Source organism: Rhizobium sp. P32RR-XVIII (assembly GCF_012641395.1).
GTDB lineage: Bacteria > Pseudomonadota > Alphaproteobacteria > Rhizobiales > Rhizobiaceae > Rhizobium.
In genome coordinates this window covers 290,050-314,321 of record NZ_JABAIH010000001.1, presented here as the reverse complement: position 1 = coordinate 314,321, position 24,272 = coordinate 290,050, and the positions used below count along the sequence as shown (strand labels likewise).

Below are 24,272 nucleotides of genomic sequence, written 5' to 3'. Positions count from 1 at the left end.
TTGATTCGCGGCTTGAACGGAGCGCGCATGGAGCGGTTTGCGGACAAGGTTATCCTGGTCTGGGGTTTCAAAAGAGCATTGCTGGCGGTGCTTGCCGGCGCGTTTGCGGTTCTGGCGTTGCCGCCAATCGGCTTCTTCGCCGCAATGTTTATTTCATTCACGCTCCTCGTCTGGCTGATCGACGGCGCAGCCGCCTCTCCTGAGGCAAGTTTTCTAGGCCGCCTTTGGCCCTCGTTCGCGATCGGCTGGCTTTTCGGCTTCGGCTATTTCGTCGCAGGCCTCTGGTGGCTTGGCCACGCCCTGTTGATCGATTCGGAAGAATTTGCCTGGGCGCTGCCGTTGGCGATCCTCGGCCTGCCGGCGGTGCTTGCTGTATATTATGGCCTCGCTACGGCGATTGCCCGCATCTTCTGGTCGGACGGAATGGGCCGCATCGCTGCGCTTGCTGCAAGCTTCGGCCTCTTCGAATGGCTGCGCAGCGTGACATTCACCGGCTTTCCCTGGAACGCGATCGGCTACGGCATGATGCCCATGCCGCTCATGATGCAATCCGCGCATGTCATCGGCGCCATGGGTGTGACCGCGCTTGCCGTCTTTGTCTTCGCAGCACCTGCGCTTCTTGGGACGCGGCAGGGTGCGGCATGGGGCGTGGGGCTGGCGACGCTGCTCTTTGCGGCGCATCTCGGATATGGCGCCTACGCGCTGTACGTCGCCCCCAAGGCTAGCCCCGTGCCGGAAGAAAAGCGGCCCGTGATCCGGCTCGTTCAGCCGATGATCGACCAGGCCGCGAAGATGGATTCGGATGCGGACCGGTCGGCGATCTTCGAGACTCATCTGAAGCTTTCCGCCGCACCTCCCCAAAGTGGCGGCAGGAAGCCGGACATCATCGTCTGGCCGGAGACGGCGATCCCCTTCATTCTCACCGACAATCAGGATGCGCTCACCCGGATCGCCGACACCCTGGACGACAATCAGATTCTGATTGCAGGCGCGGTGCGGGCCGAAGAGATGGGGCCCGGAAACCCGGTTCGATACTACAATTCGATCATCGTGATCGACGGGCGGGGCCAGATCGTCGCCGCTTCGGACAAAGTGCACCTCGTTCCGTTCGGCGAATATCTGCCTTTCGAAAATTTCCTCAACGATCTCGGTATCCAGAATATCGTCGAAATGCCCGGCGGCTTTTCTGCCTCGGCGACACGTCATCTCCTGGAACTGCCGACGGGACTGAAACTCTATCCCCTGGTCTGCTACGAGATCATCTTTCCGGATGAGATGACCGGCGACATTGCCGAAGCGGGCGCGATCCTGAACATCACGAACGACGCATGGTTCGGGAATACGCCTGGCCCTTACCAGCATTTTCAGCAGGCGCGTGTGCGCGCCGTGGAGACCGGCCTGCCACTGATTCGGGATGGCAACAGCGGTATTTCCGCAATCGTGAACGCGCATGGGCAGATCGTTGCCGGGCTAGGGCTCAACGAGACCGGGTTCGCTGACGCAACTCTTGAGGGATTTGGCGGCGGTGCCTCGGACTCGTTTCCCCGGCAGACGTACTTCTGGTTGACTGAAACGTTACTGCTTTTGATCGGGTCGATTTCCCGTATGGGTTTTATTTTCAAGGCGAATTGACCAAAAACCCCTAAAATTGCATAGTGGTCGCAATCGGCGTTGTTAACATATGCTTGATGATGGGTACGCGTCACTTGCAACGTGGCGTTACGGGTGGGTCTGGGCACTGCCGGTTTAACGAGGTTGAAATTCTTTGCTAGGGCAAGACCATGATTGAAAACAAGAAGAAGCCAAACCCGATCGATATCCACGTTGGCAGCCGTATCCGTCTTCGCCGGACAATGCTTGGCATGAGTCAGGAAAAACTTGGCGAGAGCCTGGGCATTACCTTCCAGCAGATCCAGAAATACGAAAAAGGGACGAACCGCGTCGGCGCAAGCCGCCTCCAGAACATTTCTAGCATTCTGAATGTCCCGGTTTCCTTCTTCTTCGAGGACGCTCCGGGCGAACAATCCGGCTCCTTGACCGGGATGGCGGAAGCGTCAAGCTCGAATTACGTTGTCGATTTCCTCTCTTCGTCGGAAGGCCTGCAACTCAATCGCGCATTCGTAAAAATCTCGGACCCAAAGGTCCGCCGGAAGATCGTGGAGCTTGTCAAGGCTCTGGCGGCGGAAGCCGACGCGGAATAAGCGCCTCCAGGAGTGTCGTTTGAGAAGGTGGTCGAAAGACCGCCTTTTTTGCGTTTTAAGGGCAAAATTTATCGATTCACACTAGATATAAAGATATATTTATGTCCTTCTGTGCTTGTTTTTCCGACGTGAAATGAGTACCAACTACACGGCTTTTGTTCTTTGAGGGAAATCCCGAAATGCGCGCTAATTATCTTTTCACTAGTGAGTCTGTTGCCGAAGGTCACCCGGACAAGGTGTGCGACCGTATCTCCGATGAGATCGTGGATCTCGTTTATCGTGAGGCGGCGAAGAACGGCGTAGACCCCTGGAGCGTGCGCATTGCGTGCGAAACGCTGGCGACAACCAACCGCGTCGTCATCGCCGGAGAGGTCCGCCTGCCGCCGAGCCTGATGAAGAAGGACAAGGACGGTAACGACGTCATCAACCCCGCGAAGTTCAAGGCTGCTGCCCGCCGGGCCATCAAGGACATCGGCTACGAACAGGCCGGCTTCCACTGGAAGAAGGCGAAGATCGACGTGTTGCTGCACTCGCAGTCTGCCGATATCGCGCAGGGCGTCGACAACGCCGCCGACCAGCAGGGTGACGAAGGCGCCGGCGACCAGGGCATCATGTTCGGTTACGCGTGCAAGGAAACGCCGGATCTCATGCCGGCGCCGATCTACTACTCCCACAAGATCCTTCAGTTGCTTGCCACCGCCCGCAAGAAGGGCGAAGGCGACGTCGGCAAGCTCGGACCGGACGCCAAGAGCCAGGTGACGGTGCGCTACGTCAACGGCGAGCCGGCCGAAGTGACCTCGATCGTTCTTTCGACCCAGCATCTCGACGACACGTGGGATTCGAAGAAGGTTCGCTCGGTCGTGGAGCCCTATATCCGCGAAGCCCTCGGTGATCTGAAGATCGCAGCCGATTGCAACTGGTACATCAACCCGACCGGCAAGTTCGTCATCGGCGGCCCGGACGGCGACGCTGGTCTCACGGGACGCAAGATCATCGTCGACACCTACGGCGGTGCCGCACCGCATGGCGGCGGCGCATTCTCCGGCAAGGACACGACCAAGGTCGACCGTTCTGCCGCCTATGCCGCCCGTTACCTTGCCAAGAACGTCGTTGCCGCCGGTCTCGCTGACCGCTGCACGATCCAGCTGTCCTACGCGATCGGCGTGGCTCAGCCGCTGTCGATCTATGTCGATCTGCACGGCACCGGCAAGGGCGTCAGCGAGGATCAGGTGGAAGCTGCGATCCGCAAGAACATGGATCTCTCGCCGACCGGCATCCGCCGCCACCTCGACCTGAATAAGCCGATCTATGCCAAGACTTCCGCCTATGGCCACTTCGGCCGCAAGGCGGGCCGCGACGGCTCCTTCTCGTGGGAGCGCACGGACCTCGTCAAGGCGCTGAAGGAAGCCGTCAAGATCCGGGAAGCAGCATGACGGATATGGAACGCCGGGGGCGCGCGACCGAAGCTTTTTTCGGCCGCCGCAAGGGAAAGGCTCTCCGCGAACATCAGGCGGAACGGCTCACCACCCTGCTCCCGGCATTCCTCATCGACCTTTCAGCGGCTCCGCCCGAGCCGCTGAACAATCTCTTTCCGGTTCCAACGGAAAGGCTGCGCCTGGAGATCGGCTTCGGCGGTGGTGAACATCTGATCCATCGCGCGCAGGAAATGCCCTCCACCGGCTTCATCGGTGTCGAGCCGTTCATCAATTCCATGCAGAAGCTGCTTGCAAGCGTCGAGGCGACAGGCGCCAAGAATATCCGCGTCTATAACGACGACGCAACGCAGCTGCTCGACTGGCTACCGGACCATTGCCTGGATCAGATCGACCTTCTTTATCCTGATCCATGGCCGAAGCGAAAACATTGGAAGCGGCGTTTCGTCTCCAAGACCAATCTCGACCGCTTCCATCGCGTGCTAAAGCCCGGCGGGCTTTTCTGCTTCGCGTCGGACATCGATACTTACGTGAATTGGACGCTGCTGAAGTGCCGGGACCATGGCGGCTTCGACTGGATTGCGGAAAACGCCGCCGATTGGCTGGCGCCCTACGAAGGTTGGCCGAGTACACGCTACGAGGCCAAGGCCCGGCGAGAGGGCCGCTCCTCGGCCTATCTCACATTCAAGAGAGTCTAAGCCTGCTTTCTAGTGCAGGCTGACCGTTTTCAATTCGTCTTCAGCAGCCTTGAAGAACGTGCTGGAGCGATTATCCGTCAGCAGGATCGGCGTGCCGTCGGCGCCGAAAAGTGCCCAGAGGTCCACGCCCGGATCGATATCCGGTGCTTCGGGAAAGCACTTCGAAACTTCTTCGGTGCGCATTTTGCGGATATACGCGACCTCGCCGTTGCCGATGCCGGCAAGCTCGGATTTCGTCAGGTGAGAATTCGCTTCTTTCATCAACATTCCTGTTCCTCCGGAAGAAGGGACCAACAGCCGAATGGGGCCGTTGTCCTACTGTGAGACCGAAATGTTAATTTTCTTCACCATGCGCGCCGGTTCCGGACGAATGAGGTCGACGGCGAGCAATCCGTTCTTAAGGCTGGCGCCCAGAACCTGCATGCCATCGGCCAGCACAAAGGTGCGCTGGAACTGTCGGGCGGCAATGCCGCGATAGAGATATTCGTGCTCGCCCTGCTCGACCTGGCGGCCGCGGATCAGCAACTGGTTTTCTTCGGTCGTGACGTCGAGTTCTTCTTCGCTGAAGCCAGCGACGGCAAGCGTGATGCGCAGGCGCTCAGGCGCTCCGTGACCGGCGGCAATCCGTTCGATATTGTAGGGCGGATAACCGTCGCTTGCCTTGGAGATACGCTCCAGCGTCTTTTCCATGGCGTCGAAGCCCAGAAGCAGCGGGCTGGCGAAGGGTGTCATGCGGCTCATCTTTCAAGTCCTTGATGCAAGCGACCTTTCCGGACCTCAAGCGCAGCATCCGGATGCCGTTAATATGGGAAGGCTGCGTCTTTTGCGCAAGCCTCGTGCCGCTGCCGGCAAACACACGAGCCGGGCTTCGCTGATTGCTTGACAATTGCCATGGCCGCTCGCATCAAATCGTCGCCCGCAGCGGCCGGGCCGATTTGCGACGGAAAGATAAACGAACGGTGCCCGCCGCGACGTGCACCTTGGGGAATGGAAGACGGAATGGCGAAGCCTAGAAAGATTATCATCGACACCGATCCCGGCCAGGACGATGCCGCAGCCATCATGCTGGCATTCGGCAGCCCTGAAGAGCTGGAGGTACTGGGCATCACGACCGTCGCAGGCAATGTGCCGCTCTCCTATACGAGCCGCAATGCGCGCATCGTGTGCGAGCTATGCGGCCGGCCGGACATGAAGGTCTTCGCAGGCGCAGACGCGCCGATGGCGCGCAAGCTGGTCACAGCCGAGCACGTGCACGGGAAAACCGGCCTCGACGGTCCGGAACTCAATGAGCCGGCGATGCCGCTGCAGGAGCAGCATTCGGTCGATTTCATCATCGAAACACTCCGCCGCGAGCCGGAGGGCGCGGTGACGCTCTGCACGCTTGGGCCACTCACCAATATCGGTTTGGCTTTCCAGAAGGCGCCGGACATTATTCCCCGCGTTCGCGAGCTGGTGATGATGGGAGGCGGTTTCTTCGAAGGCGGCAACATAACGCCGGCTGCGGAATTCAACATCTATGTCGACCCCGAAGCAGCCGAGATCGTCTTCGGTTCCGGCATTCCGATCGTGATGATGCCGCTTGACGTGACGCATCAGCTCCTGACGCAGAAGGGCCGGATCGAGCGCATGGCCGAGCTTGGCACGGCGCCGGTAAAAGCGATGGTCGAGATGCTGGAATTCTTCGAGCGCTTCGATATCGAGAAATATGGCTCCGATGGCGGACCGCTGCACGACCCGGCAGTTATCGCCTATCTGCTCAAGCCCGAACTCTTCAAGGGCCGTCACTGCAACGTCGAGATCGAGGTAAAATCGGAACTGACCGCGGGCATGACCGTGATCGACTGGTGGCACGTGACCGACCGCAAGCGCAACGCCAAGGTGATGCGCCATGTGGATGCGGACGGCTTCTACGATCTGCTGATCGAGCGCTTCGCCCGCATCTGATTTTCAAACTGGTTGCCGAAAGACGCCTGAGGGATCAGGCGTCTTTTTCTGTGAAGGCGGTGTTGATATCGGCTTCGGCTGCTTTCGGGCCGCCCTTGGCGACGCCGACCATGGCCGGGCGCAGTACGCGCTCGCCGATCGTGAAGCCAGCCTGGACGACCTGGACGACGGTGTTGTTCGGCACTTCGGTGTTCGGAACCTCGAACATCGCCTGATGGAAGTGCGGATCGAACTTCTGACCGACCGGCTCCAGCTTGCGAACACCATGGCGCTCAAGCGCCGACAGCATGGAACGCTCGGTCATCTCGACGCCTTCGATCAATGTCGTAAGGCCAGCGTCGCCGCTCTCTTTTGCTTCCGGCGGGATGGACTCGAGCGCGCGGCGAAGATTGTCCGAGACAGCGAGCATATCTCGCGCAAAGCCGGCGACGGAATAGGACTTGGCGTCCTTGACGTCGCGTTCGGTGCGGCGGCGCAGGTTATCCATCTCCGCAGCAAGGCGCAGATAGCGATCGCGCAGCTCGGCATTTTCCGACTTGATGCGTTCAATGAGATCAAGCTCGGCCGGCGTTTCCGCGGTGGTTTCGTTCTCGACGTTTGCGGCAGCGTCGGCTGCGGCTTCGGCCGCGGCAGCGTCAGGTCCGTTTTTCGTCGTTTCGTCGATCATGACGGTCTCCGGTACTGGGGTTGTCTTGGGATGGGCCCGATATCGAGCTTTGACCGCAAAAAATCAAGTCTGCGTGACAAAGAAGGGGAAATTCCGGCTTTTACAAGGTGCCGCGCGAAAGCCTGGAAATCAGCTGTGCCGTGTAATCAACCATCGGCACAATGCGGGAATAATTGAGTCGCGTCGGTCCGATGACGCCGACGGCGCCAACGATGCGATCGTCCTCGTCCCGATAGGGCGCGACGATGAGCGAAGAGCCGGAAAGCGAAAAAAGCTTGTTCTCCGAGCCGATGAAGATCCGCACACCCGGGCCGGTTTCGGCAAGATTCAAGAGCTCGATCAGGCTGTCTTTCTTTTCCAGATCGTCGAAGAGCATCCGGAGGCGGTCAAGGTCTTCCACGCCCGCAAGGCCCTCCAGCAGATTGGAGCGGCCGCGAATGATGAGCTGCGGCGGCTTGCCTTCATCGGCGGTGCCCGACCATACGGCGATACCGCGCTCGACGAGCTGCTGGGACAAGGCGTCCAGCTCATTGCGGACATTCTCTTTCAAATGGCTGAGTTGCTTTCGCAATTCCGGCAGCGTCTGGCCGCTCATATGCGCGTTGAGGAAATTCGCAGCCTCCGTCAGCTGCGCCGAGGTGACGCCTGCGGGCAATTCGATGATGCGGTTTTCAATCTGGTCGTGATCGCCAACGAGGACGGCAAGCGCCTTGGTGGGTTCCAGGCGGATAAATTCGACATGCTTGAGGATCGGATCGCTCTTCGACGTGATGACAAGGCCGGCGCCGCGCGAAATGCCCGAAAGCATCCTGCTTGCCTCGTTCATCATCGATTCCATCGCATTGTCACGGCTTTCGGGCCGAACCTGGCGCTCGATAGTCGCACGATCCTCCGCGGAAAGGTCGCCGACCTGCATAAAGGCATCAACGAAGAAGCGGAGACCGCCCTGCGTCGGCAAGCGTCCGGCGCTGACATGCGGCGAGTAGATCAGGCCCAGCTCTTCCAGATCGCTCATCACGTTGCGCACGGAAGCCGGCGATAGCGACATCGGCAAAATGCGGGAAAGATTGCGTGAGCCAAGCGGCTCGCCGTTTTCCAGATAGCCTTCGACGATGCGACGGAAGATCTCCTTGGAGCGTTCATCCAGCGCAGCAACGGCATCCGAAATCGACGTCGACCTGAACCCCATGAACTTCCTTGCACCCGCGCTGCTAACAATCACCCCGAAAATATAGTCATTCTCGCCCCCGAGGCAAAAGGGAATTTGCAAATGGCTGCCGCCAATCGTAGAAGCGGTCAACACCATAAACCATTGCATGATGCTGTCAGAAAACCGCTGACACTTTTCGGTATCTTGCTTCAGGAGATTAGAATGCGGCCTTCAGGCAGAAAAACCGACCAGATGCGCAAGGTCACCTTCGAGCGCAATTTTTCGAAGCATGCGGAAGGCTCCTGCCTGGTGAAATTCGGCGATACGCATGTGCTCTGCACGGCGAGCCTTGAAGATAAGACGCCGCCATGGCTGCGCAACACCGGAAAGGGCTGGGTCACGGCCGAATACGGCATGCTGCCGCGGGCAACCGGCGAGCGGATGAAGCGCGAGGCGGCAGCTGGCAAGCAAGGCGGGCGCACGCAGGAAATCCAGCGACTCATCGGCCGTTCGCTTCGCGCCATCGTCGATCTCAAGGAACTCGGAGAACGCCAGATCACGCTCGATTGCGACGTCATCCAGGCTGACGGCGGCACGCGGACCGCCTCGATTACCGGCGCCTGGATTGCGCTCTATGACTGCCTGAAGTGGATGGAAGCCCGCAACATGATCAAGGTCGAGCGCGTGCTCAAGGATCATGTCGCCGCAATTTCATGCGGTATCTTCGCCAGCCAGCCGGTGATCGACCTCGACTATCTTGAAGATTCTTCGGCCGAAACCGATGCGAATTTCGTCATGACGGGCGCCGGCGGCATCGTTGAAATTCAGGGCACCGCCGAAGGCACACCCTTTACGGACGAGGAATTTACCACGCTGATGACGCTGGCGAAGGCCGGCATTGCAGAGCTCGTCGAGATGCAGAAACAGGCGATCGCCGGATGACTGCCTTGCTGGAAGGCATGCTGGAAACCGCGCTCTACGCGGACGATCTCGACAAGGCCGAGGCTTTCTACGAAGGCGTGCTCGGCCTTGCCAAGATCGCGCGTGGCGGAGACCGGCATGTATTCTTCCGCTGCGGGCAAGGCGTGCTCCTGATCTTCAACCCCGACGAAACGGTCAAGCCGCCGGCGGCCGATGCCTTGCAGGTGCCACCACATGGCACGAGAGGTCAGGGCCACGCATGCTTCCGCGTGTCAGGTGAAAACATCGATGTCATGGCCGCACAGCTCAAGGCCGCCGGCATCGACATCGAATCCGAAGTGCACTGGCCGAATGGTGGCCGCTCGATCTATTTCCGCGATCCGGCAGGAAACAGCCTCGAATGCGCCGAAGCCAGAATCTGGGGCATCAAATAGGACCGACCATGCGCACGCTTGACACGAAAACGATCGTCGTCGCCAGCCACAATGCCGGCAAGATCCGCGAGATCCAGGATCTAATCGGTCCGCTCGGCTTCATCGCCAAATCGGCAGCAGAGCTCAACTTCGTCGAGCCGGATGAGACAGGCACGACCTTCGAGGAGAACGCGACGATCAAAGCGCTCGCATCCGCGAAGGCAGCAAATATGCCGGCGCTTTCGGACGATTCCGGCCTGGTCATCGATGCACTCGGAGGCGATCCGGGCGTCTACACCGCCAACTGGGCGGAAAGGCCCGATGGCACGCGGGACTTTGCGATGGCCATGGAAAAGGTGGAACAGGCACTGGAAAAAGCCGGAGCCATGAAGCCCGAGCAGCGGACGTCACGCTTCGTCAGCGTACTATGCCTCGCCTGGCCGGACGGACATACCGAGCTCTTCCGCGGCGAGGTCGAAGGAACGGTCGTCTGGCCGCCACGCGGGAGCCAGGGCTTCGGCTACGATCCCGTCTTTCAACCGGAAGGCTACAGCATCACCTTCGGGGAGATGAGCGCCGAGGAGAAGCACGGCTGGAGCATCGGCAAGCCGCAGGCGCTGTCGCACCGGGCGCGCGCGTTCAAACTCTTTGTCGAAACCTGCCTGGAAGCGTAGGGTCGGTTCGTGGAAATTCTCGATACGGCAAGCCTGACACGCGATGCGACGCTTCTCCCCGACACGGGAGAGCCGGGTTTCGGCGTCTATGTGCATTGGCCATTCTGCGCGGCGAAGTGCCCGTACTGCGACTTCAACAGCCATGTCCGCCATCAGCCGGTCGATCAGGAGCGGTTCACCGCAGCCTTCCTCAGAGAGATGGCTTCCGTTCGCCAAATGGGCGGGCCGAAGACGGTGACGAGCATCTTCCTCGGCGGCGGCACGCCGTCGCTCATGAACCCGGCGACCGTTTCGGCGATACTCGAGGGCATTGCGAAGCACTGGCATGTGCCTGATGGCATCGAGATCACCATGGAGGCCAATCCGTCGAGCGTCGAGGCCGAGCGCTTCCGGGGCTATCGCGCGGCGGGCGTCAACCGTGTGTCGCTCGGCGTTCAGGCGTTGAACGACCGTGACTTGAAGTTCCTCGGCCGCCTGCATGACGTCGCCGATGCGCTGAAGGCGATAAAGCTGGCGCGCGATATCTTCCCGCGCATGTCCTTCGACCTGATCTATGCGCGCCCGGACCAGACGGTGGAGGCGTGGGAGAAGGAGCTGAAGGAAGCAATCTCCTATGCCGTCGATCACCTCTCGCTCTATCAATTGACGATCGAGGAGGGCACGCCCTTCTACGGCCTGCACAAGGCCGGCAAGCTGATCGTTCCTGATGGCGATCAATCGGCGGCGCTCTATGAAGCGACGCAGCAGATCACGGCGCGCGAAGGCATGCCAGCCTACGAGGTTTCCAATCACGCGCGACCCGGCGCCGAAAGCCGGCACAACCTGACCTACTGGCGCTACGGCGATTATGCCGGGATCGGCCCCGGCGCACATGGCCGCCTGACGCGCGGGCCCGAAAAGATTGCAACGGCCACCGAGCGCAAACCGGAGGCCTGGCTGGAGCTTGTCGAACGCGATGGCCATGGCATTCTGGAGCAGGAACGGCTCGGTTATGACGAGCAGGCAGACGAGCTGCTCTTGATGGGCCTGCGGCTGAAGGAAGGCATCGACCTTGCTCGCTGGCAGCAGCTTTCCGGCCGGGACCTCGACCGCAAGCGCGAGGAAATTTTACTGGAACTTGGCTTTATCGAGCGCATCGGCAATTCCCGGCTCCGCTGCACGCCCGCCGGCATGCTGATCCTCGATTCCCTCGTCGCCGATCTCGCCTGCTGAGGCTCAGACCGGGCGCCTTTTCCCAAGCGAGATCAGCCGTCCGTCGATGGCTGCCAGACCGGCAGCGATCATTGCCATGCCGATCAGGTGTTTCGCCTGCAGCTGCTCTCCGAGGACGATCGCGCCCAGCAGAATGGCACTGACCGGGATCAGAAAAGTCACCAGCGCCAGGTTCGTCGCACCCGCCGTTGCCAGAATGCGGAAGAAAAGCACGTAGGCGATTGCCGTCGAAAGCAGGGCGAGACCGAAAAGCGCCAGCCAGGTCTCGATGCCGGGTGCAGGCAGAGCCCAAGGCCGGTCGGCAATCAGCGCTATCGGCAGCATCAGGATCGTTGAAGCGGTGACCTGTCCTGCGGCCGGCAGCAGTGGCGGCATGCCCATGGCCCGAAAGCGGCGCCCCCAGATGCCGGCGAAAGAATAGGAGATCGCAGCGCCAAGGACGGCGAACTGCGCCAGGACATTCGAGCCGAGATCGTGAAGCGCATCGAAGCCGATCATGTAGGCGACGCCGGCAAAGCCGACGAGCACGCCAATCAGGCGATTGCCGGTCATCTTCTCGTCAGCAGTCAGAATATGAGCAACCACGACGGTAAACAGCGGCGTTGTGGCATTCAAGATCGAAGCGAGGCCGCTTGCGATGTGAGTCTGCCCCCAAACGATGAGGCAGAAGGGGATCATGTTGTTCAGTACACCCATGCCGAAGAAGGCGGCCCAGCTCTTGCCGTCGCGCGGCATGGAATGTCCCATGATCCGCACGATAATATTGAGGGCGATTGCCGCGAGCAGCACGCGACCCGCGACGATGGTAAACGGCGGCAGCGCTTTGACGAGAATGCCGTTGAAGAGGAAGGACCCGCCCCAGAGCAGGGACAGGATCAGCAACATGCCCCATTCGGCTGGGCCCATCTGTTTCTGCTGCATGCCACTCTTCCTCCCGTTCTACGGTGGGTTAGGCTTTAACGGTCCGTCGCGCCACCCGTTTCTTGCGTTCCAGCTTCGGCAAAGCCGCGAATTATGCTCGTTGAACTGTTCTTCGCAATTCCGTTTGAACATCGCTTTCCTGCTGATATTATTTCGTGAATTCAGCTTCGACAAACGAGTCTTTTTCGATCTACTCTTTAGCTGAGCTAAATCATGAGCGAATATCTGCCTTCCCTTTCGGCCCTAAGGGCTTTCGAGGCCGCCGCGCGGCATCTCAGCATGACGATGGCGGCAAAGGAGTTGAACGTCACTCCCGGCGCCGTCAGCCTGCAGGTCCGCGATCTAGAGGCTGCGCTCGGCGTGCGGCTTTTCGAGCGAAAGGCGCGGGCGCTTTCTCTCACTGTGGAGGGGGCCGATTACTTTACGACGCTACGTGCCGCCTTCCGGCTGGTGCGGGAGGCGACAGCGGCGATCACCGCGCGGGCGCGCGGTTCCGTGCTGAACGTCACCTGCACGGCGGGATTTGCGACCTATTGGCTCGTCCCTCGGCTAAGACGCTTCGAGGAGATCCATCCGGAGATCGACGTGCGCATCAGCGCCTCGCATCGCGTGCTCGACTTTCAGCGGGACGGCATCGATCTGGCGATCCGACATGGGCTCGGTGGCTATGACGGCCTCGTCAGCGAGCGGCTTGTGGATGACGAACTGGTGCCCGTCTGCATCCCACGGCTGGCAGAACAACTTGGGAAACAGCCTTCCCCGGACACGCTTGCCGGCTTCCAACTCATCCACGACGTCTATCGCCACGACTGGAAGCTTTGGCTGGAGGCGGTGGGTGCGACGAAGGTGGATCCTTCGCGCGGGCCAATCTTCATGCATGGGAACGGCGCCTATGACGCAATGAAGGCGGGGCTGGGTTTTGCCTTGATGCGGCGGTCGTTCCTGGAGAAAGAACTCGCCGCGGGCTCAGTGGTCGCACCCTTCCCTCTCGGCGTCGCGAGCCGCCTCGCCTTTCATCTCGTTTATCCGGGCGCCGCCCTTGAGCGTCCGGCTGTCGCGGCCTTCCGGCGTTGGCTGCTTTCGGAAGCGAAGAGCTGAGGGCTCTTGCACCGGCACAGCATCCTCCAAAAACTTGACAAAATTACTCATAAAAAGGTTTTCTTTTGGTTCTTTCATGACTATTAGACTCATGTTTTTTTGAAATGAGCTCCCAAGGGTCATGAGGCAATGAAAATTCACCTTTTTACTATGAGATTGCTGCGCACATCGGCATTAACGGGGGCTGCAATGGCCCATCTTCTTCTGCCTGCCGCCGCGCAGGACGCGGCTGCCAATGCGCAAGAGGATGATGGAGCGACAGTGCTGCAGGACATCATCGTCAATGGCGGCAGCGGCGGCGTGATCCAGGCGGACGGTTATGTCGGCAAGAGCAGCGCCACCGGCGCAAAGACCGACACACCCTTCATCGAGACGCCGCAATCGATCTCGTCGGTGACCGAACAGCAACTTAAGGATCGCAACCCTCAGACACTTCTCGACACGATCGCCTACACGCCCGGCACCCGCGTCGGCGCCTATGGCTTCGATCCGCGCTTCGACAGTTTCACCGTACGCGGCTTCGACGTGACCTACACGGGCGTGTTCCGCGACAACCTGCGTCAGCCGGGCGCCGGCTCCTCGCTTTTCAAGACGGAGCCTTACGGTCTTGAGGGCGTTTCGATCCTGCGCGGCCCCTCCTCTGCGCTCTATGGCGCCACGGGTGCCGGCGGTCTCTTCAATCTGATCACCAAGCGCCCGACGGAAGAGCCTTACCACGAGGTCATGGGACAGTTCGGCACCGATCAGCGCTATCAGGGCCAGTTCGACTTCTCCGGACCGGTCAACGATGAGGATCCTTTCTACTATCGCGTGACCGGTCTCTACCGCGACGCCGAGACGGAGCAGATCAGCGTTCCCGACGATCGCGCCTACATCGCGCCCGCCTTCATGTGGAAGCCGGACGAGGACACCAAGCTGACGATCCTCGGAGAATATTCCAGGACCAAGACCGGCGGGACAGCGGCCTACTACAACGATCCGGTTACCGGCGAGGTGACCGACTATTTTGCCGGTAATCCGGCCTTCAACGACTCGGTCCAGAACCAGGGCCGCATCGGCTATGAGTTCGAGCACCGGCTGAACGATACCTTCGTATTCCGCCAGAACGCACGCTTTTCGACACTCAATATCGATGCCGACTGGGCCTTCGCATACGCCCCGAACGCCATTGATCCGACGCTTCTCGACCGCAGTGCCGGTACTTTCGACGAGCGGCTGACGACTTTCACGATCGACAACCAGCTCGAAGCCCAGTTCGACACCGGCGCCCTCGATCACACACTTCTGACCGGACTGGAATTCACGCGGCTGCGTTGGCGCTCGCTCGACGGCCGTGGCGTTTCGCCGCCACTCGATACAAACAATCCTGATGCCGGCGCTCCCGTCCCGCACATCGATTTCCAGACGCGCACCGTTCAGGACCAATGGGAAACCGGCACGTATGTCCAGGATCAGATCCGCTACGATGCTTGGATTCTGACGGTCGGCGGGCGCTACGACTGGGTTTGGAGCGACACCAAGAACACTGATCTCGTGACCGACGCCGTCGATACCTACTCGCAGAACGACAACGAGTTCACCGGTCGAGTGGGCCTGACGTACGAGACCGATTTTGGCCTCGCACCCTATATCAGCTACTCCACCGCCTTCTCGCCGAATGCCGGCATCAATCAGGCAACCGGTCAACCCTTCAAGCCGACCGAAAGCGAACAGGAAGAGATCGGCGTCAAATATCTTCTGCCGGACACCAACATGATGCTTACGGCCGCGCTGTTCAACATCGATCAGAAGAACAGCCTGTATTACGAGGTCGTCAACCTGCCTTCAGGTCCCGCCAACATCCAGGTCCAGCGCGGCAAGATCCGCTCGAGAGGCCTCGAGCTCGAGGCCAATGCCAGCCTTGACAACGGCCTCTCCCTCATCGCCGCCTATACTTATACGGATGCGAAGATCCTCGAAGGCACGACGGGGACGGTCGGCAATTACGTCTCCTCGGTGCCGAGGCATATGGCCTCGCTCTGGGCGAACTACACGTTCCAGGAGACTAGCCCGGTCTACGGTCTCGGGGTCGGCCTCGGAGCCCGCTACATCGGCAAGAGCTACGGCAGTGACTACAACACGACGCAGAACAGCGCCCGTGTCCTCTTCGACGCAGCCGTCAGCTACGATTTCGCGGCTCTCGACAAGAAGTACGATGGCCTCAGCCTGCAAGTGAACGCCACCAATCTGTTCGACCGTCGTGAGCCCGTCTGCTCTGCAGGCTTCTGCTACCGCGACCAGGGCCGCGCGGTGATCGGCACACTGCGTTACGCTTGGTAACCCGATGGCAAGCGATGGGGACATGAAGATGGGTGACAGGCCGTTTGGCCTGTCTCCTGCCTTTTCCGGCGAGCATGCCTGGTGCCGAGACAAGATGATGCTCAGCGAGGAGCTTGCCGACGGCGTGCCGCTGCCTGCCTTTTTTCGCGGCGGCGGCTTCCAGCGCGCGGTTGATCGCTACGCCGAGGTCTCGGGAGGCACCGACCGGCGCGCCGTCGTTTCCATGTGGTCGCTCTATTATTTCTCGGGACTTTCCATCCCCTACCTGCTTGCGCGGCGCCTCGCGTCGCAGGCGCTTCCCGTCGAATTCGCGGGCATGACGATTGCACTGGAGGAGAGCGGTTTGCCGCGCTCTTTCGGCGTTCCGCACGCCGGCATCATCGAAGACAAGATCGAGACCGACAGTTTCGAGGCCGTCGGTTCGTTGCTTGAAACCCATCTTGGCGAGGTTGTGGCCATTCTGAAGATTTGCGGCATCTCGGCGAAACTCTGCTGGAACAATGCCGCCGTCTATATCGACTACGCGCTGCGGCTAACCGAGCGGGATGCACCACCGGCCGGTCCCGATCTGCCGCTTTTTGTTAGCAGCCGCCTTCCGGATGGAAGCGTGAATCCGTTTTGCGGCTGCCTCAGCTACCTGGATGAGGACGGCGAGCAGGTCGCACGGCGCAAGATTTGCTGCCTTCGATACATGCTTCCCGGAATTCCGAGCTGCGGCAAGCTCTGCGCACTGCCAAATCAGAGGAACCAGCGATGACCCAGTTTCTTATCAGCCGGCGGGATCTGCTCGCCGCAGCGTCCGTTGCTCTTTGCGCTCCAAATATCGCAAAGGCGCAGACGCGCTGGCCGTTGAGCTTCACCGATGCTACCGGCCGCAAGGTGACGATCAAGAAGAAGCCGGAAGCCGTGATCCTCGCGACTGGCTTCAACCTTGTCCCATTGTCGCTGATCCATCCCGACCCCGTCAGCCTGCTCGCCGGCTGGTCGACCGACATGAAAGGCGACAATCCGTTTATCTACGAGGCGTTCCGGAAAAAGTTTCCGGCTATCGAGAACGTCCCAATCGTCGGCAACGGCCACGCGGATGGCCTATCCGTGGAGACGGCGCTGTCGCTGAACGCCGATCTCGCGATCATGAGCATATGGCAGGCCGATAGCGAAGTGGGGCAGCTCGCCATCCAATATCTCGATTCGGTCGGCATCCCGGTCGTCGTCGTCGTCGATATCAATCGCGATCCGCTGAACACAACACCGCGCGACATGCGCCTCCTCGGCCGGATCTTCGAGCAAGACCAGCAGGCCGAGGAGTTTGCCCAATTCTTCGAGATGCGGCGGGAGCGCATCAGAACCAAAGCGGCGGGCGCGACGGATGCCCGCCCTCTTGTGCTGATGGATGCCTTTCCGAGCGACATCCGGGGAAGCTGGGCAATCGGCCGGACGGGGCTTGGCGAATTGATCACTCTGGCCGGCGGGCGCAACGTCGCGAGCGACAACCTTCCTCCGCAGGGCGGGCCGGTGACGGCCGAGTATGTCATTGCCGCCGATCCTGACGTCTACATTGCGACCGGATCGCCAGGCGGGACCTATACGACCTTTTCCATCGGCCCGGGCGTCGATCCGTCGGAAGCCCGGCGCACGCTGGAAGAAACCGTGAAGATGCCAAATCTTGCACCGCTGAAGGCGGTCCGGGAGGGCAAGGTGCACGGCATGTGGAACTTCTTCAATGCCGTGCCACTGAACATTCTGGCCGCCGAAGCGGTCGCGACCTGGGTCAGGCCCGACCTCTTCGGTGACGTCGATCCGGCAGGCAGCCTTTCCGAGCTCAACGAGCGCTTTGCTGCCGTGCCTTTCGAAGGCGCCTATTGGGCGAGCCTCAAATCCTAGCGCCTTTCAAGGCGCTAATGGCGGCTTGAGGCGCCGGCCGCGAACAGGCTGCCGGTCGGCGTCTGCAGGAACATGTCGAGCGGAATGTGCTCCTGATGCAGGAAGCCGGCAGCCGGCAGCAGACCATCGCGGACCATTTCGATAACGGCAACGACGGAGGCCGAGGTTGTCCAGGCGATCGCAGTGCGGCGTGCACCGGCAATCTCGATCGGATAATAGGCCCGCACGAATTCCTTGCGCCGAAGGCTTCCTGCCTCTGTGCCCTCGGCAGCGACATGGACATAGACCACATCGTCCTCCACGGGCGGCTTGGCATTGGTCAGGATTTCGCCGGCGAGCTTTCGCTGCTCGCGCATCAACAGCTCATGGAAGAAGAAATTCATCAGGTCCATATGGCCCGGGTACCGCATCGTCTTGTAGTCGAGATTGTCGACCTTGCCGAGCAGCGTATCGCACATGGTGCCGAGACCGCCCGACGTGGTGAACGCTTCGAGCTTGACGCCTTCGACATAGATTGTCTCGTGCCACTCCATCGGTGAGACGAGCTTGCGTACGCCACCCTCGATCACCTCGCAGTCATTGAGATATTCGTTGACGACGCCCTCCGGCGACCAGTTGAAGGCATAGCCCAGCAAACCGGTCGGATTCTGCGGCAGAGCGCCGACGCGCATGCGGATCGAGCGGCAGCGATCGAACCCGTCCGCCAGGCTTGCCCCGACGATACCGACGAAGCCGGGCGCCAGACCGCATTGCGGCGCCATCAGGCCGCGCGAAGTCTTCGAGAGCTCGATGATGAAATTGGTGGTCGGTACGTCTTCCGTGAGATCGAAATAGTGGATACCGGCGGCATGTGCGGCGCGAGCAAGCTCAATGTTCAGGTGATAGGGCAGGCAGGACAGCACCGCCTCGACGCTCGACAGCAGCTCGGCCACGACAGCCGGGCTCGATATGTCGCCCGTCCGGCACGCGAAAGGTACCTCCGACGCCGGCAGCCGGGCATCGACGCCCGTGACCTCGAAACCACCCTCATGCAAAAGCGTTGCCGCAAGCCGTCCGACCTTACCCAGGCCGACGACGGCGATTTTCTTGAAACTCATTCTTTCCCTCCCGTGCGCCACCGTTCATCCAGTGTGCGCCGTCTTTGATGCGAGGGTTGTATAGAATAAAAACCTTATAAATGAAAACAGCCGGGATCGCTCCCGGCCGTGGATTTTTTCTTGCGCTGGATGGCGCTATTCGTTGATCAGGCGCTTCAGCAGCTCGATCTCATGCGAGAGCTTGGTGTCTTCCGAAATCAGCTCCTCGATCTTGCGAACGGCGTGCAGAACCGTCGTATGGTCGCGTCCGCCGAAGCGGCGGCCGATCTCCGGGAAGGAGCGCGGCGTTAACGTCTTGGAGAGATACATCGCAATCTGGCGCGGCTTGACGATGACGCGCGTGCGGCGGTTCGAAACCAGTTCCTGTCGCGAGACATTGTAGTGGCGGGCGACGATGCGCTGGATGTCTTCGATGCGCACGCGGCGGGGCTCGCCGGAACCGACGAGATGAGCCAGCAACTCGTCCACCCGTTCGATCGACAGATTCGGCTCGAAAGAACGGCGGAAGACTAGCTGATTGAAGGCCCCTTCCAGTTCGCGGCCGCTTGCGGTTACGCTGCGAGCAACGTGCGACAACAACTCCGCCGGAATTTCGAGCGACGGATCTTCCTGCCGGGCATTCGCCAGGCGGCGCTTCAGGATTTCGAGACGCATCTCGTAGTCGGGGGCATCGAGCTCGATCGCAACACCGCCCTGCAGGCGCGAACGCACCCGAGGATCAAGCGATTCCAGCTCCCAGGGCGCGCGGTCGGCAGCGACGACCACTTGCTTGGCGCTGTCCAGCAACATGTTCAGCAGGTGGCAGAACTCATGCTGGATCATCTTGCCCTGCAGGAACTGCATGTCGTCGATGATCAGAAGATCGATGTTGCGAAGTGAGTCCTTCAGCGTCAGCGCATCGTTGTCGCGGATCGCCGTTGCAAAACGCCACATGAAATACTCGGCCGTCAGATAGACGACTCGCAGAGCCCGCGGATTTTGAACCGCCGCATTGGCGATCGCCTGCAGCAGGTGAGACTTGCCGAGGCCAACGTTCGAATGAACGAAGAGCGGATTGAAGCGAACGGCACCCTGCCCTGCTTCCGCAATCGTCTTTGCGGCAGCAAGCGCAACACGGTTCGAGCTGCCTTCAACAAAGGTGTCGAAGGTAAAGCGCGAGTCAAGCGGCGAGCCGAACAACGGCTGGCCTGCCGTCGCGGGACGAGCCGCAGCAGCGGCCGAAACCGCCTGCTGAACGGCGTGACCCGCCGGCTGAGCAGCGGCAGGACGACGCATTGGCGCGGCCTGCGTGGCCGGCTCCTGCGGAGCCACCTCATCTATCGGCTTCAAGCCGGCACGTGTTGCCGTGCGGACGAGGATCTCAACCTTCAGAATCTCTGCGTCTTCCTGCTGGAAGAGGCTGGTGATGAGATCAAGATAACGATTGTTGATCCACGACTTGAGAAATGTGGTGGGAACCGAGAGTCGCACGACGCTCTTTGAAACCGAGTGCAGCTTCAGACGTGCGAACCAGCTTGCATAAACGTCTGGACCGACCTGAGCCTTCAGACGTGCACCGACACGATCGAAAAGTACGCCATGCTTCATATCCCCCTTTTCCCCTGCCGTTTCCGGGCGAATTGAGCCGAACGCTTGCGGTGTCTTGTCCCCATTTTCAAGAGCACCGGTCGTCGTCAGAGAATTCATTTGCATCATGCCGCCTTCCAAATTTCTTCTACCGGGCGGTCATCACCTAGAACGGCCGCCCGATCAATTTTCCCCGTTCTAGCATGCGAGCGACTCCTTCATGAGCCACCGGCTGCCGGTTCACACAAACGCTGTCCCGCCTAGCGAGACCGGCGCAGAAAACCGTGGCGGAAACCGCCTTTATGCGGCCTCCGTCATGTTCTCGGTGCCAGGTTGACTGCCAGACCTCGTTTCCGGTCAGCCAACCCCCAACGCAAATTTACTTCCCCCAGCCCTTCCGGCTCACCTTAAACGTGTGGCCGTAGAACGCACAAAGCTTCTCCGTTCCGCGACCAGCCACGGCCGCGGCGCAAATAACTCAAGTGCTTGAAAAAACGGAGAGATACACTGCTCCGTAACAGATGGTGCAACACATCGGCCTGCCGACATGGCAGTTTAGACCGAGCCTTTGCAGGTGATGTCCGCGCCCTCTGCTGGAACGCATTTAGGCAGGATCGGTTGCAGAGATCAATGGCGAATTTTACGCAAAATTAAGAAGCGGCCATTGACTCCGGCGGCTGTTTTAGGGCGCCGCCGCAAAGGCAAAAAAGAATCGCAGGAGAATCAAGGAGATTCCCGAAATCGACATTTTGGACACGCATTGAAAGAAAAAAAAATAAAATCCGCTTGACTCACAACTGAGTCGGCCAGAAGGCGCGAGAGTCGTCCAATCTGCAAACATCCTCTCGCAAGCATTTGATTTTCAACGATTTTTCGTGTCACCTAAACGACATGAAACAGCTGTCAAATTCCCCAATCCGCAGAACATAAACAGAATCGAAAAAGCCCGGCTTGGTTACCGGGCTAACTATAACAAAAGCTTTGTTAATGAAAGATTACGCGGTCGGGGCTGCCGACAGGGCCTTCACACGAGCGGCAAGGCGCGAAACCTTGCGGGATGCTGTGTTGGCGTGAAGGACGCCCTTGCCTGCAGCGCGCGCCAGTTCCGGCTGAGCTGCGAGGAAGGCTTCCTTTGCCTTTGCAGCGTCACCAGCTGCGAGTGCCTCTTCGACCTGGCGAACGAACGTACGAACGCGCGAGCGACGAGCCTTGTTGACGTCGGTACGGCGGGCGATCTTACGAGTCGCTTTTTTCGCCGAAGTTGTATTGGCCATGGATGCCTCTCTCAAGAATTCGAACAAACTCCATCATCACCGCGGGCCCTGCGGCCACAACATCCAGCAATGCGGGAGCAAAACGGAAAACCTGATAGGCTTCCCGAACCGTGGGCGGGCATATAACTCTAAAGCCGCGGCTCGTCAACGCGCATTTTGCAGGATACGCAGGCTTTCTCCGTCCGCGGCGCTCACCGGTGCCTGAACGCCGGTTTGCGCTTCTCGATGAAGGCGGCCATGCCTTCCTTCTGATCTTCCGTCGCGAAAAGGCTGTGGAACAGACGGCGCTCGAAACGAAGGCCTTCTTCCTGCGTGGTTTCAAAGGCGCGATTGACTGCTTCCTTGGCCATCAGCACCGACGGCTGCGACAGCGAAGCAATCTTCGCGGCGGCTTCCATGGCCTCGTCCAGCAGCCGCTCGGGCGCAACCACACGCGAAACGAGGCCGGCGCGCTCCGCTTCCGCAGCGTCCATCATCCGTCCGGTCAGCACCATATCCATGGCCTTCGACTTGCCGACGGCCCGCGTCAGGCGCTGCGAGCCGCCCATGCCTGGGATGACGCCCAGCGTGATCTCGGGCTGACCGAACTTTGCGGTCTCGGCCGCTATGATGAAGTCGCACATCATTGCGAGTTCGCAGCCGCCACCGAGGGCAAAGCCGCTGACGGCAGCGATCACCGGTTTGCGGGCCTTGGCAATCTCGTCCCAGCCGCTGATGAATTCCGCCTTGTACATATCGGCGAACTGCAGCGGCTGCATTTCCTTGATATCGGCGCCGGCGGCAAATGCGCGCTCAGAACCGGTCAGAACGATCGCGCCGATCGCCTCATCGGCGTGGAAGTCCGCATAGGCCTGCTTCAGTTCCTTGAGCACCGTCGAGTTCAGTGCGTTCAGCGCCTGCGGGCGGTTCAGCGTAATCAGGCCGACATTGCCTCTGGTTTCGACGATTAGCGTCTCGTAGGCCATGCTTCTCTCCCTATTTCTGGCAGACCGGGCAATAGAAGGTTGAACGACCCGCCTGCACGATGCGCGAAACCGTACCGCCGCAACCGGGTGTGCGGCAAGGGTGGCCTTCGCGGTCATAGACGGAGAAGGCATGCTGGAAATAACCAAGCGAGCCGTCCGTCTGGATATGATCCCGGAGCGACGAGCCGCCGGCCTTGATCGCATCGGCGATGACATCGCGGATCGACGCGACGAGAAGGTTCAGTGGCTCCTTCGGCCGTCCGGTCTTGGTGACCAGCGTTCCAGCAGCGCGCGTTGGCATCAGGTGCGCGCGCCAAAGCGCTTCGCTGACATAGATATTGCCGAGACCGGCAATGGTCTTCTGGTCAAGCAATGCCCCCTTCAGCGGCTGCGCCTTGCCTGCAAAACGCTCGGCCAGATAGGCAGCGCTCAGCTCGTTGCCGGTCGGTTCGGGCCCCAGGGCGAAAAGGAAGGGATTATTCTGCAGCTCGGAGCGATCGGCGATGTCCATGAAGCCGAACCGCCGCGGGTCGTTGTAAATGACGCGGCGCGGACCATCCTTGCCTTCCAGATGAAAGATGGCGTGGTCATGCCTTTCATCCTTCGATCGCTCGTAATGAAAATCGCCGGGCGTCCCGCTGGCGGAACCGGCCTCGATGCGGAAGGAGCCGGACATGCCGAGATGGGAGATGATGGTCTTGCCGCTATCGAGATCGATCAGCAGATACTTGGCGCGCCGGCCGAGCCCGATAATGGTACGGCCCGAAACCTGACCTTCGAAATCCTCCGGAAAAGGAAAGCGCAGGTCGCCGCGGCGTAGTTCCAGCTTCTTGATGTGCGCGCCTTCCATCGCGGCCGAAAGACCCCGCTTTACCGTTTCGACTTCTGGCAATTCCGGCATCTTAACCCATCTGTATCTAAACGTATTTCAACTGCGGACGTTGTGGGTTATAGCGCCAGTAGACCGCGGGGTATCGCCCTCGTCCACAGATAGCCTCTCGCACGGCCTTTCGCTATGGTGGCCGTACCGATTTCCAGTAACGGAGTAGTCCGATGTCAGAAAGCCGCACCTCCGCCGATGGCGGCATGGAAACATCCTACGGCTTCCGGCAAGTGCCGAGGGGCGAAAAGCAGGGCCTCGTCAACGAGGTGTTCCACAAGGTTGCCCGGCGTTACGACATTATGAACGATGTCATGTCGATGGGGATGCACCGCGCCTGGAAGGACGCCCTAGTGGCCGCCCTCAACCCGCGCAAGGAGCCTAGCTACAAGGTGCTGGATGTTGCAGGCGGCACCGGCGACATCGCTTTTCGCATCATCGAGGCCTCGAACCGAATGGCGCACGCAACCGTGCTCGACATCAATGGTTCAATGCTCGGCGTCGGCGCCGAACGGGCAGAAAAGAAGAAGCTTTCGGACAACCTTGCCTTTGTCGAGGCCAATGCGGAGGATCTGCCCTTCGAAACCGGCAGCTTCGATGCCTATACGATCGCCTTCGGCATCCGCAACGTACCCCGCATCGACGTGGCGCTTTCGGAGGCCTATCGCGTGCTGAGGCGCGGGGGCCGACTGCTCGTGCTGGAATTTTCCGAGGTCGAGATGCCGCTTCTGGACAAGCTGTATGATGCCTGGTCTTTCAACGCCATTCCGAAATTCGGCAGGGCGATAACCGGCGAAGCCGAGCCCTACGAATATCTGGTGGAATCGATCCGTAAGTTCCCGAACCAGGAAAATTTCGCCGAGATGATACGCAGGGCGGGTTTTTCGCGTGTGACCTATACCAGCTACACTGGCGGCATCGCGGCCCTGCACTCGGGTTGGAAACTTTAATCTAG

Annotated in this window: 24 protein-coding genes; 14 read left to right on the top strand and 10 right to left on the bottom strand. The window is 60.1% G+C overall.

Translation table 11 applies throughout. The features are described 5' to 3' along the window. Positions 1–27 precede the first annotated feature (27 nt). From lnt to trmB, 4 genes are all read left to right on the top strand, one after another. Positions 28–1,632: an apolipoprotein N-acyltransferase gene (gene lnt / locus HGP14_RS01600; RefSeq protein ID WP_168828096.1), complete on the top strand. Its 1,605-nt coding sequence runs from the start codon at positions 28–30 to the stop codon at positions 1,630–1,632. A gap of 149 nt (positions 1,633–1,781) precedes the next feature. After that, on the top strand, positions 1,782–2,201 hold the full coding sequence (locus HGP14_RS01595; protein ID WP_168828095.1) for a helix-turn-helix domain-containing protein: 420 nt from the start codon (positions 1,782–1,784) through the stop codon (positions 2,199–2,201). A gap of 179 nt (positions 2,202–2,380) precedes the next feature. After that, positions 2,381–3,634 carry a methionine adenosyltransferase gene (gene metK, locus HGP14_RS01590; RefSeq protein ID WP_168828094.1) on the top strand — a complete coding sequence of 418 codons (1,254 nt, stop codon included), beginning with the start codon at positions 2,381–2,383 and terminating at the stop codon, positions 3,632–3,634. Then, positions 3,631–4,332 (top strand): tRNA (guanosine(46)-N7)-methyltransferase TrmB, encoded by a 702-nt coding sequence (trmB, locus tag HGP14_RS01585; protein WP_168828093.1) that lies wholly within the window; start codon positions 3,631–3,633, stop codon positions 4,330–4,332. The genes metK and trmB overlap by 4 nt, the downstream gene beginning before the upstream one ends. 9 nt (positions 4,333–4,341) lie before the next feature. Here trmB and HGP14_RS01580 read toward each other — a convergent pair whose 3' ends face one another. Together HGP14_RS01580 and HGP14_RS01575 are read right to left on the bottom strand one after the other, a co-directional pair. Then, positions 4,342–4,599, bottom strand: a complete 258-nt coding sequence (locus tag HGP14_RS01580; protein WP_112713755.1) for a DUF1150 family protein — start codon at positions 4,597–4,599, stop codon at positions 4,342–4,344. A gap of 48 nt (positions 4,600–4,647) precedes the next feature. Continuing rightward, positions 4,648–5,073, bottom strand: a complete 426-nt coding sequence (locus HGP14_RS01575; protein ID WP_168828092.1) for an Hsp20 family protein — start codon at positions 5,071–5,073, stop codon at positions 4,648–4,650. Positions 5,074–5,331: 258 nt separating this feature from the next. On the opposite strand from HGP14_RS01575, the gene HGP14_RS01570 reads away from it, so the two are divergent. After that, the gene (locus HGP14_RS01570) at positions 5,332–6,276 is read left to right on the top strand and encodes a nucleoside hydrolase (protein ID WP_168828091.1); all 945 of its coding nucleotides are present in this window, start codon (positions 5,332–5,334) and stop codon (positions 6,274–6,276) included. 34 nt (positions 6,277–6,310) lie between these two features. On the opposite strand, the gene grpE is transcribed toward HGP14_RS01570, so the two are convergent. Then, positions 6,311–6,943 (bottom strand): nucleotide exchange factor GrpE, encoded by a 633-nt coding sequence (gene grpE / locus HGP14_RS01565; RefSeq protein ID WP_168828090.1) that lies wholly within the window; start codon positions 6,941–6,943, stop codon positions 6,311–6,313. 100 nt (positions 6,944–7,043) lie between these two features. Then, positions 7,044–8,132, bottom strand: coding sequence for a heat-inducible transcriptional repressor HrcA (gene hrcA, locus HGP14_RS01560; RefSeq protein WP_168828089.1), 1,089 nt, complete (start codon positions 8,130–8,132; stop codon positions 7,044–7,046). Positions 8,133–8,315: 183 nt separating this feature from the next. On the opposite strand from hrcA, the gene rph reads away from it, so the two are divergent. The 4 genes from rph to hemW are packed head-to-tail and all read left to right on the top strand — an operon-like array spanning position 8,316 to position 11,313. Further along, positions 8,316–9,035, top strand: a complete 720-nt coding sequence (rph, locus tag HGP14_RS01555; RefSeq protein WP_168828088.1) for a ribonuclease PH — start codon at positions 8,316–8,318, stop codon at positions 9,033–9,035. Further along, on the top strand, positions 9,032–9,448 hold the full coding sequence (locus tag HGP14_RS01550) for a VOC family protein (protein WP_168828087.1): 417 nt from the start codon (positions 9,032–9,034) through the stop codon (positions 9,446–9,448). The genes rph and HGP14_RS01550 overlap by 4 nt, the downstream gene beginning before the upstream one ends. An 8-nt stretch (positions 9,449–9,456) precedes the next feature. Next, complete coding sequence (gene rdgB, locus HGP14_RS01545) at positions 9,457–10,101, top strand: RdgB/HAM1 family non-canonical purine NTP pyrophosphatase (protein ID WP_168828086.1); 645 nt, start codon at positions 9,457–9,459, stop codon at positions 10,099–10,101. A 9-nt stretch (positions 10,102–10,110) separates the two neighbouring features. Next, a complete protein-coding gene (hemW, locus tag HGP14_RS01540; RefSeq protein WP_312862085.1) occupies positions 10,111–11,313 on the top strand; it encodes a radical SAM family heme chaperone HemW in 1,203 nt (400 codons plus the stop codon). 3 nt (positions 11,314–11,316) lie between these two features. Here the strand turns inward: hemW and HGP14_RS01535 are convergent, their stop codons facing one another. Continuing rightward, complete coding sequence (locus tag HGP14_RS01535) at positions 11,317–12,234, bottom strand: DMT family transporter (protein ID WP_168828085.1); 918 nt, start codon at positions 12,232–12,234, stop codon at positions 11,317–11,319. A gap of 213 nt (positions 12,235–12,447) precedes the next feature. On the opposite strand from HGP14_RS01535, the gene gcvA reads away from it, so the two are divergent. The 4 genes from gcvA to HGP14_RS01515 all read left to right on the top strand — a co-directional run bounded on the left by gcvA (position 12,448) and on the right by HGP14_RS01515 (position 17,535). After that, positions 12,448–13,332 carry a transcriptional regulator GcvA gene (gcvA, locus tag HGP14_RS01530; protein ID WP_168828084.1) on the top strand — a complete coding sequence of 295 codons (885 nt, stop codon included), beginning with the start codon at positions 12,448–12,450 and terminating at the stop codon, positions 13,330–13,332. A 150-nt stretch (positions 13,333–13,482) separates the two neighbouring features. After that, a complete protein-coding gene (locus HGP14_RS01525; protein ID WP_409527060.1) occupies positions 13,483–15,651 on the top strand; it encodes a TonB-dependent siderophore receptor in 2,169 nt (722 codons plus the stop codon). Between the two features lie 22 nt (positions 15,652–15,673). Then, positions 15,674–16,408: a siderophore-iron reductase FhuF gene (fhuF, locus tag HGP14_RS01520; protein ID WP_168828082.1), complete on the top strand. Its 735-nt coding sequence runs from the start codon at positions 15,674–15,676 to the stop codon at positions 16,406–16,408. Next, positions 16,405–17,535, top strand: a complete 1,131-nt coding sequence (locus HGP14_RS01515) for an ABC transporter substrate-binding protein (protein WP_168828081.1) — start codon at positions 16,405–16,407, stop codon at positions 17,533–17,535. The genes fhuF and HGP14_RS01515 overlap by 4 nt, the downstream gene beginning before the upstream one ends. A gap of 14 nt (positions 17,536–17,549) precedes the next feature. Here the strand turns inward: HGP14_RS01515 and HGP14_RS01510 are convergent, their stop codons facing one another. The 5 genes from HGP14_RS01510 to mutM all read right to left on the bottom strand — a co-directional run bounded on the left by HGP14_RS01510 (position 17,550) and on the right by mutM (position 23,338). Then, positions 17,550–18,632: a saccharopine dehydrogenase family protein gene (locus tag HGP14_RS01510; RefSeq protein ID WP_168828080.1), complete on the bottom strand. Its 1,083-nt coding sequence runs from the start codon at positions 18,630–18,632 to the stop codon at positions 17,550–17,552. Positions 18,633–18,767: 135 nt separating this feature from the next. Then, positions 18,768–20,324 (bottom strand): chromosomal replication initiator protein DnaA, encoded by a 1,557-nt coding sequence (gene dnaA, locus HGP14_RS01505; RefSeq protein WP_168828737.1) that lies wholly within the window; start codon positions 20,322–20,324, stop codon positions 18,768–18,770. An 869-nt stretch (positions 20,325–21,193) separates the two neighbouring features. Beyond that, positions 21,194–21,472, bottom strand: a complete 279-nt coding sequence (rpsT, locus tag HGP14_RS01500) for a 30S ribosomal protein S20 (protein ID WP_168828079.1) — start codon at positions 21,470–21,472, stop codon at positions 21,194–21,196. A 191-nt stretch (positions 21,473–21,663) separates the two neighbouring features. Continuing rightward, positions 21,664–22,437: an enoyl-CoA hydratase gene (locus HGP14_RS01495; RefSeq protein WP_168828078.1), complete on the bottom strand. Its 774-nt coding sequence runs from the start codon at positions 22,435–22,437 to the stop codon at positions 21,664–21,666. Positions 22,438–22,447: 10 nt separating this feature from the next. After that, on the bottom strand, positions 22,448–23,338 hold the full coding sequence (gene mutM / locus HGP14_RS01490; protein ID WP_168828077.1) for a bifunctional DNA-formamidopyrimidine glycosylase/DNA-(apurinic or apyrimidinic site) lyase: 891 nt from the start codon (positions 23,336–23,338) through the stop codon (positions 22,448–22,450). A gap of 152 nt (positions 23,339–23,490) precedes the next feature. Between mutM and ubiE the strand changes: the two genes are divergently transcribed. Beyond that, positions 23,491–24,267: a bifunctional demethylmenaquinone methyltransferase/2-methoxy-6-polyprenyl-1,4-benzoquinol methylase UbiE gene (gene ubiE, locus HGP14_RS01485; RefSeq protein ID WP_168828076.1), complete on the top strand. Its 777-nt coding sequence runs from the start codon at positions 23,491–23,493 to the stop codon at positions 24,265–24,267. Positions 24,268–24,272 lie beyond the last annotated feature (5 nt).

Coding starts and splice junctions, on each gene's coding strand:
- lnt (WP_168828096.1), top strand. CDS start 28: ATGGAGCGGTTTGCGGACAAGGTTATCCTGGTCTGGGGTTTCAAAAGA.
- HGP14_RS01595 (WP_168828095.1), top strand. CDS start 1,782: ATGATTGAAAACAAGAAGAAGCCAAACCCGATCGATATCCACGTTGGC.
- metK (WP_168828094.1), top strand. CDS start 2,381: ATGCGCGCTAATTATCTTTTCACTAGTGAGTCTGTTGCCGAAGGTCAC.
- trmB (WP_168828093.1), top strand. CDS start 3,631: ATGACGGATATGGAACGCCGGGGGCGCGCGACCGAAGCTTTTTTCGGC.
- HGP14_RS01580 (WP_112713755.1), bottom strand. CDS start 4,599: ATGTTGATGAAAGAAGCGAATTCTCACCTGACGAAATCCGAGCTTGCC.
- HGP14_RS01575 (WP_168828092.1), bottom strand. CDS start 5,073: ATGAGCCGCATGACACCCTTCGCCAGCCCGCTGCTTCTGGGCTTCGAC.
- HGP14_RS01570 (WP_168828091.1), top strand. CDS start 5,332: ATGGCGAAGCCTAGAAAGATTATCATCGACACCGATCCCGGCCAGGAC.
- grpE (WP_168828090.1), bottom strand. CDS start 6,943: ATGATCGACGAAACGACGAAAAACGGACCTGACGCTGCCGCGGCCGAA.
- hrcA (WP_168828089.1), bottom strand. CDS start 8,132: ATGGGGTTCAGGTCGACGTCGATTTCGGATGCCGTTGCTGCGCTGGAT.
- rph (WP_168828088.1), top strand. CDS start 8,316: ATGCGGCCTTCAGGCAGAAAAACCGACCAGATGCGCAAGGTCACCTTC.
- HGP14_RS01550 (WP_168828087.1), top strand. CDS start 9,032: ATGACTGCCTTGCTGGAAGGCATGCTGGAAACCGCGCTCTACGCGGAC.
- rdgB (WP_168828086.1), top strand. CDS start 9,457: ATGCGCACGCTTGACACGAAAACGATCGTCGTCGCCAGCCACAATGCC.
- HGP14_RS01535 (WP_168828085.1), bottom strand. CDS start 12,234: ATGCAGCAGAAACAGATGGGCCCAGCCGAATGGGGCATGTTGCTGATC.
- gcvA (WP_168828084.1), top strand. CDS start 12,448: ATGAGCGAATATCTGCCTTCCCTTTCGGCCCTAAGGGCTTTCGAGGCC.
- HGP14_RS01525 (WP_409527060.1), top strand. CDS start 13,483: ATGAGATTGCTGCGCACATCGGCATTAACGGGGGCTGCAATGGCCCAT.
- fhuF (WP_168828082.1), top strand. CDS start 15,674: ATGAAGATGGGTGACAGGCCGTTTGGCCTGTCTCCTGCCTTTTCCGGC.
- HGP14_RS01515 (WP_168828081.1), top strand. CDS start 16,405: ATGACCCAGTTTCTTATCAGCCGGCGGGATCTGCTCGCCGCAGCGTCC.
- HGP14_RS01510 (WP_168828080.1), bottom strand. CDS start 18,632: ATGAGTTTCAAGAAAATCGCCGTCGTCGGCCTGGGTAAGGTCGGACGG.
- dnaA (WP_168828737.1), bottom strand. CDS start 20,324: ATGCAAATGAATTCTCTGACGACGACCGGTGCTCTTGAAAATGGGGAC.
- rpsT (WP_168828079.1), bottom strand. CDS start 21,472: ATGGCCAATACAACTTCGGCGAAAAAAGCGACTCGTAAGATCGCCCGC.
- HGP14_RS01495 (WP_168828078.1), bottom strand. CDS start 22,437: ATGGCCTACGAGACGCTAATCGTCGAAACCAGAGGCAATGTCGGCCTG.
- mutM (WP_168828077.1), bottom strand. CDS start 23,338: ATGCCGGAATTGCCAGAAGTCGAAACGGTAAAGCGGGGTCTTTCGGCC.
- ubiE (WP_168828076.1), top strand. CDS start 23,491: ATGTCAGAAAGCCGCACCTCCGCCGATGGCGGCATGGAAACATCCTAC.